Below are 8,567 nucleotides of genomic sequence, written 5' to 3' on the forward strand. Positions count from 1 at the left end.
TTTTTTACCGGACTTTTAGAACAACTTCTTATATAGTAACCCATTATCATTGCCAGTAAAATAAAAGGAAGATACACTTAATAAGGATGTACTACTATAAGTGCGTGTTCAAAAAGTGCCGAATTAGAAGCAAGAAGGTCGAGTCGGCGTGGTTTCGAGCATAAGGAGATCTTCCCTGAATCCGCATCGCACGCAGGAAAAGTCTTCTTCTTTTCCAAGGAGTGGAGAAACAAGCCAACAAAGAGATTCGCCACTAATAATTTGGTGACTTTTTGAACAACCTCTATAACAATGAACATGAGCGCAAGTTGGGGTGATCGTATGATTTTAATGCAATTAAACAATATATCAAAGTCTTTTGGTGCTGAACAAATTTTACAAAATATGAAGATTGAAGTGAAGAGTGATGAGCGCATTGCCATTGTTGGCAGAAACGGAGCGGGAAAATCCACACTGCTGAAAATAATGAGCGGGGAATTATCCTACGACAGTGGGGAATTAATTAAGCCAAAAGGAACTACCGTTGGCTACTTACCGCAACATACGAATTTAGAATCAAATAAAACGATATGGAACGAAATGCTGGATGTCTTTCAGGATGTCATTCAACAGCAAGAACAATTGCAGAAACTGCAAATGCAAATGGAATCTGCATCCGCAATGGACGAAGATGCCTATATGAAATTATTGTCAGTATACGACGAAAAACAACAAGCATTTGAACAAAGTGGTGGCTATCAGTATGAATCGGATATAAAGGCTGTACTGACGGGGCTGCATTTTCCTGAATCGACCTATGATACACCAATTCAAGCATTGAGTGGCGGCCAAAAAACGCGTTTGGCACTGGGGAAACTTTTATTAAGGAACCCGGACCTATTAATTCTCGATGAACCGACGAATCATTTGGATATTGAAACATTGACCTGGTTGGAAAAATTTTTGGCATCTTATCAAGGGGCAATCGTTATCGTCTCGCACGATCGTTACTTTTTGGATAAAACCGTCTCGATCGTTTATGAAATATCCCGCAATCAGTCTACAAAGTATCACGGTACATATAGCAAGTATCTTGAAAAAAAAGCTGCTGCATATGAGCGTGAATTAAAACAATATGAAAAACAACAATCTCAAATGAAAAACATGGAAGACTTCATCCAGCGCAATATCGCTCGTGCATCAACAACTAAACGAGCACAAAGTAAAAGAAAACAGCTAGAGAAAATGGACAAGGTCGATAAGCCTCTAGGAGAAGAATCCTCCGCTTCTTTCTCGTTTCAGGTCAATCGAGCAAGCGGAAATGATGTGCTTAAGATCAATGACTTCTCCTACCAATATGAAGGTAATGACGTGCCTGTATTTAAAAATGTTTCCATGAACATAGAACGAGGAGAAAGCATCGCATTGGTCGGTGCCAATGGTGTAGGAAAAACAACATTGTTAAAAGCCATTCTACAAAACAACAATCATCCTAACAGTAACAGTTCGATTCAACTTGGAACAAATGTACAAATCGGCTATTACGATCAGGAGCAAGCGGATTTATCGTCAGCTAAAACGGTGCTTGCTGAATTGTGGGACGACTATCCTTCTGTCAATGAGAAAGACATTCGAACGGTATTGGGCAATTTTTTATTTTCCGGTGATGATGTTTTAAAGCACGTTCATTCTTTAAGTGGTGGCGAAAAAGCACGACTGGCGCTCGCTAAACTTATGATGCAACGAGCAAATCTACTTATAATGGATGAGCCGACAAACCACCTTGATATCGATAGTAAAGAGGTACTGGAGGCCGCTTTGCTTGAATATCCAGGTACAATTCTCTTTATTTCCCATGACCGCTATTTTATTAATAAGCTGGCCGATCAAGTCGTTGAGTTAAAACCGAATGGCTCAACCGTATTTCTCGGGAATTATGATTACTATATGGAAAAGAAGCAAGAAGAAGCCGCAATTAAGAAGCTGGAAAATCCCGAAAAAAATAAACCGCAGCAAATAACCGATCGAAAGTTAGCTTTTCAGCAAGATAAAGAAATGCAACGTGAACAACGAAAAAAAGAGCGACTTGTCAAAAAGCTGGAGGAGGAAATCGAGCAGCTTGAAGAAAAAATTAATGACCTAGAAGCTCAAATGGCTCAGCCCGAAGTTTTCCAAGATCATGAAAAATCCCATGAACTGATGAATGAAACGGAGCTCGAAAAAAAGAAGCTAGATGCATTAATGGACGAATGGGCGGCATTACAAGAAAGTATTTCTTTTACTTAAAGCCCAGTCGAATGACATAATTAGCCTGAATTTAAACAAAAAAAGTAGAGGACGGATAGGTGCTGCACCCCAAAAGTTAGAGTGAGAATCTGACTTTTGGGGTCACTACCATCATATGATATACCTTCCTCTACTTTTTTTGTTGTGTTAAAAAACATAATTGAGTGTACCAATTTTTTTACGTAGAAACGAATATTAATCCATCTAGGCTGCTTCAACGATTTCAGCCTTATTGGCACCGCTTATTTAAACAAATAATCATTTTGCCTTGAATATTCTACCGCAACTCGATAAACAAGTGCATAGCCAATCATGGTAGATATGATGGAACTACCGCCATAACTAATTAATAAAAGTGGGATACCAGTAATCGGCATAATTCCAATGGTCATCCCAATATTTTGAAAGGCATGAATAAGAAGCAGGCTCAAGAATCCAAAACAAAGAAAAGAACCAAATACATTGAATTGATAACTTTTCAAACCGAGTGTAACCAGTTTATACATTAAAAGAAAGTACAATAAAATAATAGCCGCTCCACCAATAAATCCGAAGCTTTCACCAATAACGGAAAAAATAAAATCGGTATGTGCCTCTGGTAAATACACTTGCAGACTAGTCATGCCTTTACCGATCAACTGCCCTGATCCAACTGCTAGTAAAGAACGATCGATTTGAAAACGGTCATCCCCTGTTTGCTGCGAAGGGTCGAACCATGTCATTACTCGGTCCATTTGATAAGGTTTAATTCCCAGAACACTTTGCGAAAGATCGGGAAAGTTAATGATCAATAATAGGGTTGCTGCAATTGCAACTGTACTTCCCAAAACAAGTAAGGCGATTATCTTCCAGTCAATTCCTGACAAAATAATTAACACACCTGCAATAAATATAAAGACAATGGCAGATCCTAAATCCGGCTGTTCTAAAATAAACAAACTCGGGAGGATCGTGCTTATAATAATTTTTACTAAAAGCAACAAGTCACTTTTTAACGTGTTTTTCATAAATTTCTCTTTATGTTTACTTATCATCGCGGCCAAGAAAATAATGAATGCAATTTTCGTGAATTCCGAGGGCTGTAAAGAAAATCCTGGAATAGCTGTAAACCAACTTTTCGCATTATTAATTTCTTTTGCTATACCTGGCGGACTAAAATGTAATATAACCAATAACAGAACACCAAAGCAATATATAAAAATGCTCGCCTTATACAGTTGGTCTAAGTCAACAAATTGTATCGCCGCTAAAATAGCAATACTAGCAGCAAAAAATACAGTTTGTTTCAACACAAAATTTTCACCACTGTATTGTTCTAACTGCTGAGCATTAAAAATGGCAAGCAAGCTAACACCGATAAACAAAATAAGTAAAATAATAAAATCCAATTGAATATAATGCGACTGTTTCCTAGGCATTGTTGTCTCACCAAGTCTCCCCTGTATAGTTACGAATAATTCATTGGCTAATCCGTGAATTTTCATTAGCCATATGGTGTGCAGTTTATAAGAAAAGCGCAAGCGCCCTCACAGGCTAAAAGCGCAATATCCTCGGACTGCGAGTAAATGCTCGCCCCACCTAAAGATTTACACTAGTACGTATTGTGCGGCGTAGACCGTAGTGACTGCAACAGCTCAAAGCTGGTAGTTCCTAACTGCTAATGGCCATCTTTATATTATACCTGTTATTTAATTAGCAGGGAAGGGTCTGCATTTAAATCCCATCCCGAACGCCTACCTTGGTCATACGCAACACTTCCTGCGGCTGCAATCATTGCTGCATTATCGGTACACAAATTTAAAGGTGGGATTAAGAGAGGAATGTCCACATCCGTAAATTTACGTTCCAAGGAAGCTCGTAATCCTTTATTTGCTGCAACCCCACCAGCAATAATTACTTGCTTCACATTATAATATACTGCTGCGTCATACGTTTTTTTCGACAATACTTCAACTACACTTGCTTGGAAACTTGCAGCAATATTTTCCTCGCTAAGATGCTTTCCACGTTGTTTTGCATTATGAATCGTATTAATTACGGCAGATTTTAACCCACTAAAACTAAAGTCGAAACTTCCTTGCTCCAGCCACGCGCGCGGAAATGGTATTTCATCTTTTCCTTTTGCTGCTAACCGATCGATATGTGGCCCGCCTGGATAAGGCAAATGAAGCATTCGCGCAACTTTATCAAACGCTTCACCTGCTGCATCGTCTCTCGTTTCACCGATAACTTCGTAATGACCATGGTCTTTCATTAAAACGAGCTCCGTATGCCCACCTGACACTATTAGTGCCAGCAGAGGAAAAGTAAACGCCTGTTCCAGTCTATTTGCATAAATGTGTCCGGCTATATGGTGTACACCAACGAGCGGTTTGTTTTTAGCAAATGCAAGTGCTTTTGCTGCATTTACCCCAATCAGCAATGCGCCGACTAGACCGGGTCCCTCTGTTACGGCAATGGCATCGATATCCTCCCAACCAAGCTTTGCTTGCTGAAAAGCTTCCTCGAGTGTAATGGTAATTTGCTCGACATGGTGTCTAGAAGCAATTTCAGGTACAACGCCACCAAACCGTTTATGGCTGTCAATTTGTGAGGCTACAACATTTGTTATGATTTCTGTCCCATTTTTAACAATCGCTACCGCTGTTTCATCACAGCTCGTTTCAATTCCTAAGATATATTGGTCTTTTTTCATGATAAATTCACCCACATAATAACGGCATCTTCGCCATCATCCGTATAATAATTTTTTCGAATACCACCCGGTACAAGTCCAAATTTCCGGTACATATTTTGTGCAACGGTATTGGAAACACGCACTTCAAGGGATAGACGCTTCACCATCATTTTAATTGCAAATTGACAAGCATACTGAAATAATTTCTCTCCTAAATTATTCCCTCGATAATCCGGATGTACAGCGATATTTGTTATTTGTGCGTCATCCATGACGATCCACAACCCTACATAACCAATCAACATCCCATCAACGAGTGCCACAAAATAATGAGCGTGTTGATTTGAGCTGACTTCCTGTTGAAAAACATCTTTCGGCCAAGGTGAGGAAAACGAAGCCGCGTCCACTTGCATTACATTGTCAATATCATCGAGTTCCATTTTTCTAATCACTAATTGTGCCACGTTTACCTAACTTCCCTTTGTGTCTCTAACCATTTTGCCTCGGCTTCTGCCATTCGTAAATAATTTGGCGTTAACGAATGGACATCGACCGGTTGTTTATCAATGCCGGCAAAAGCTACATGTGCCGGGCGTGTAATGTGGTATGTGGCTTCTGGTATTATTGCATGCTCACCCAAACGATCCATTATCATCTTGTTAAACGATGATAGATGTGGACTTAAAAACAAAATATCAGCGTTACGATCCTCCAATTGCGCCAACCAATCGGTCATTGAAATATTCGTCTCATTATTCACCTGGTTCATTTGTCCGTTTTCCCATTTATATAAACCTGTAAATACGTTTTTTCGGCGTGCATCAAAAAAAGGACAAATGTAACTGTTATAGAGGCGTCCTTGATGTGCTAGTGCCTCTAGACTGGATACACCAACGATTGGAATATTAAGCGACCAGGCCATCGTCTTCGCTGTTGTCACACCGATCCGTACCCCGGTATATGAACCAGGACCATTGGCAACGATAATTTTATCCAATTCTTCCGGTGACATGTCCAGTTGATTCATCAACGTAGCAATTGCCGGCATTAAACGAATAGAGTGATTTTTCTTTACGTTGGTGCAAAATTCACCCATCACTTCACCATTTTGCAGAACAGCCACCCCTAGTACATAGTTGGACGTATCTATTGCAAGTATGTTCATCGTAACGACTCCTTCAATCTTCTTACGCAACATGATACGTTAACCGATAAGCATATTTGTTACCAGCTTGTAATGCATTCCTTCCGGTTCGAATGTCAGCATCCGTTCATGTTCATTTAAATATGCTAATTTTATATTCAATCTGTCTCGTGGTATATATTCTTCAATAAATTGTGCCCATTCGACAACTGTAATTCCCTCGCCGCCAAAGTATTCGTCAAAGCCAATATCTTCTTCCGCGTACTCTAGACGATAAGCATCCATATGATATAGTGGAAGCTCTCCCTTGTATTCTTTTACAATCGTAAATGTAGGGCTCGTTACCATACGTTTCACACCTAAACCTTCAGCTAGGCCTTTTGTAAAGGTCGTCTTACCAACACCTAATTCACCTTCCAGTGTCAGTACATCGCCTGGTTTTAAAAGCATCGCCAGTTTGGATGCCAATTTTATTGTTTCCTGTTCCGACTTCGTTTTTAATTGATGCATTTTGTCACCTGCTTAAATGGGTATATCCTTTTCTTTCAAGTAGAGTGAGTTGATTGCCCTTTTTCGCATAAACTCGCCCTCCGCCCTCAGCGCTACATATTACTTTCCCTATTTTAGTAATCCGTAGGTTGTTTTTTTCAGCACATGTTTGCACAGCGTTCCAATCGGCCTGTGGAACAGTTCCTAGCAATTCAAAATCTTCACCACCGAATAGTTTCCATTCGTATTGTAGCTTGGAAGAAAATTGAGTAAAAAAAGGACTTTCAGGAATCAATTCCGGATCTAACACAATATCTACATTTGATGCTTCCGCTATTTCCCCCGCCTCATTTGCAATACCGTCGCTAACATCGTTAAGAGCAACACGGTTTAATTCAGCAATACCACGGGAGAATTGCACCCTAGGTTCAGGGCGCACATGACGATCAATAAAAAACTGTTTATCTTTATAGTCACCCGGATGTTGCAAAACATGAAGACCTGCACGGGAGTCACCTATTGTTCCTGTAGTAAAGACAACATCATTAACTCTTGCCAGACTTCGATAACGAGCTTTTCCCCTCTCAACATAGCCAATCACTGTAACAGATATGGATAGCTCGTATCCGGAAACAGTATCGCCACCAATTAAATCCATGCCGTAATCGGATGCTAGACTTTTCATTCCCTTAAAAATATTAATTAACGAAGTTTCGCTTAACGTCTTTGGTACTGTAATGGAAACGAGATAAAAAGCTGGAACGGATCCCATGGCAGCGAGATCGCTAACATTAGCTGCAAGTGCTCGGTAGCCTATATCAAAAGGAACGATTGTTTTTTGTGTGAAATGAATCCCTTCCACAAAAGTATCAACGGCAGTAACAATATCCTGTGACATTTGTCGAATCACAGATGCATCATCACCAATACCTTTTATAACAGACGGCTGTTTATATGACTTTTGTTTAATAGCGTTTATAAAAGCAAATTCATTCATCATCCCATATCACCGTAATTCTATAACTAATATGTTCATGATAGCAAAAAGAGATAGAAAAGAAAAAGAATACTCGTTTTAAATTTGCACAATCAAGAACTGCTTATCATTTTCAAGACATAAAGAAGAGAACATAAAGCGAAACTTCATTCAGTGGGTATTTTTCTACTCCTTCACGTACGTTAGCCTTAACAACTGTAATATGGAAAAATTATTATAAATCCTAGTCGATCGAGACAATGAATAGATCATGAATGAATATTTTTGTAAAAACATAAAAAAACATGACTTCCACAAATGGAATCATGTACTATCTTGTAAGTTATAATGATTGTTTAGAATAATGGCGATCCGGACGGGACTCGAACCCGCGACCTCCAGCGTGACAGGCTGGCATTCTAACCAACTGAACTACCGGACCACTTTATAATAATTACTAAGTATCAATTTACACGTTGTTCACCCTACAGCGAATCTCACGCTTCAACTTCTACTTGATAAAGGGTTAATTGAACTAGTTGATTGAATAATTTGGTTGTATTTCAAAGTACTACTGATCTTCAATTAACTGAGATGTATAAGCTTCACAGTAAATTGAATAATTTGGTTGCGGGGGCAAGATTCGAACTTGCGACCTTTGGGTTATGAGCCCAACGAGCTGCCAGACTGCTCCACCCCGCGATATGAGATAATATTAAATTGTTACTGCTTGTTTCAAAGTAAGATGCTTTATTAAAATGATACCCCTACATCTACAAGGTTATTCATTTTTAGTGCTTTGGGATTACTCTGCGTTATGGAATGAGTTTATTACCCATCGCTTCATCCCTCGACATAAGAAGTTGTACTTAATTATAAAAGTATTATAGCCTGGCGGCGTCCTACTCTTGCAGAGGCAAAGCCTCAACTACCATCGGCGCTGGAGAGCTTAACTGCTGTGTTCGGTATGGGAACAGGTGTGACCTCTCCGCTATAACTGCCAGACCGTTACGGAT

At 39.5% G+C, this 8,567-nt stretch carries 7 protein-coding genes, 2 tRNA genes and 1 rRNA gene; 1 reads left to right on the forward strand and 9 read right to left on the reverse strand.

The window, feature by feature from the left end; all coding sequences use genetic code 11:
• Positions 1 to 321: 321 nt before the first annotated feature.
• Entirely contained in the window at positions 322 to 2,265 is a 1,944-nt protein-coding gene (locus ACLIBG_RS09330) for an ABC-F family ATP-binding cassette domain-containing protein (RefSeq protein WP_439312491.1), read from the forward strand.
• A gap of 242 nt (positions 2,266 to 2,507) precedes the next feature.
• On the opposite strand, the gene ACLIBG_RS09335 is transcribed toward ACLIBG_RS09330, so the two are convergent.
• The 9 genes from ACLIBG_RS09335 to rrf form a co-directional block, all read right to left on the reverse strand.
• The gene (locus ACLIBG_RS09335; protein ID WP_439312492.1) at positions 2,508 to 3,683 is read right to left on the reverse strand and encodes an FtsW/RodA/SpoVE family cell cycle protein; all 1,176 of its coding nucleotides are present in this window, start codon (positions 3,681 to 3,683) and stop codon (positions 2,508 to 2,510) included.
• 266 nt (positions 3,684 to 3,949) lie between these two features.
• Complete coding sequence (tsaD, locus tag ACLIBG_RS09340) at positions 3,950 to 4,960, reverse strand: tRNA (adenosine(37)-N6)-threonylcarbamoyltransferase complex transferase subunit TsaD (RefSeq protein ID WP_439312493.1); 1,011 nt, start codon at positions 4,958 to 4,960, stop codon at positions 3,950 to 3,952.
• Entirely contained in the window at positions 4,957 to 5,406 is a 450-nt protein-coding gene (gene rimI / locus ACLIBG_RS09345) for a ribosomal protein S18-alanine N-acetyltransferase (protein ID WP_439312494.1), read from the reverse strand. The genes tsaD and rimI overlap by 4 nt, the downstream gene beginning before the upstream one ends.
• Positions 5,407 to 5,408: 2 nt before the next feature.
• Positions 5,409 to 6,107, reverse strand: a complete 699-nt coding sequence (tsaB, locus tag ACLIBG_RS09350) for a tRNA (adenosine(37)-N6)-threonylcarbamoyltransferase complex dimerization subunit type 1 TsaB (RefSeq protein ID WP_439312495.1) — start codon at positions 6,105 to 6,107, stop codon at positions 5,409 to 5,411.
• Positions 6,108 to 6,146: 39 nt separating this feature from the next.
• Positions 6,147 to 6,596 carry a tRNA (adenosine(37)-N6)-threonylcarbamoyltransferase complex ATPase subunit type 1 TsaE gene (gene tsaE / locus ACLIBG_RS09355; protein WP_439312496.1) on the reverse strand — a complete coding sequence of 150 codons (450 nt, stop codon included), beginning with the start codon at positions 6,594 to 6,596 and terminating at the stop codon, positions 6,147 to 6,149.
• Positions 6,597 to 6,600: 4 nt separating this feature from the next.
• Complete coding sequence (gene thiL, locus ACLIBG_RS09360) at positions 6,601 to 7,572, reverse strand: thiamine-phosphate kinase (RefSeq protein ID WP_439312497.1); 972 nt, start codon at positions 7,570 to 7,572, stop codon at positions 6,601 to 6,603.
• 344 nt (positions 7,573 to 7,916) lie between these two features.
• A tRNA-Asp gene (locus ACLIBG_RS09365) sits at positions 7,917 to 7,993 on the reverse strand.
• Between the two features lie 183 nt (positions 7,994 to 8,176).
• Positions 8,177 to 8,253, reverse strand: a tRNA-Met gene (locus ACLIBG_RS09370).
• A gap of 187 nt (positions 8,254 to 8,440) precedes the next feature.
• Positions 8,441 to 8,556 (reverse strand): 5S ribosomal RNA (gene rrf / locus ACLIBG_RS09375).
• Between the last annotated feature and the right edge of the window lie 11 nt (positions 8,557 to 8,567).

It is taken from the genome of Virgibacillus sp. W0181 (assembly GCF_051846915.1).
GTDB lineage: Bacteria > Bacillota > Bacilli > Bacillales > Amphibacillaceae > JBPYCR01.

Bases quoted from the DNA above. Each gene is read 5' to 3' on its own strand.
- ACLIBG_RS09330 (WP_439312491.1), top strand. From the start codon at position 322: ATGATTTTAATGCAATTAAACAATATATCAAAGTCTTTTGGTGCTGAA.
- ACLIBG_RS09335 (WP_439312492.1), bottom strand. From the start codon at position 3,683: ATGCCTAGGAAACAGTCGCATTATATTCAATTGGATTTTATTATTTTA.
- tsaD (WP_439312493.1), bottom strand. From the start codon at position 4,960: ATGAAAAAAGACCAATATATCTTAGGAATTGAAACGAGCTGTGATGAA.
- tsaB (WP_439312495.1), bottom strand. From the start codon at position 6,107: ATGAACATACTTGCAATAGATACGTCCAACTATGTACTAGGGGTGGCT.
- tsaE (WP_439312496.1), bottom strand. From the start codon at position 6,596: ATGCATCAATTAAAAACGAAGTCGGAACAGGAAACAATAAAATTGGCA.
- thiL (WP_439312497.1), bottom strand. From the start codon at position 7,572: ATGAATGAATTTGCTTTTATAAACGCTATTAAACAAAAGTCATATAAA.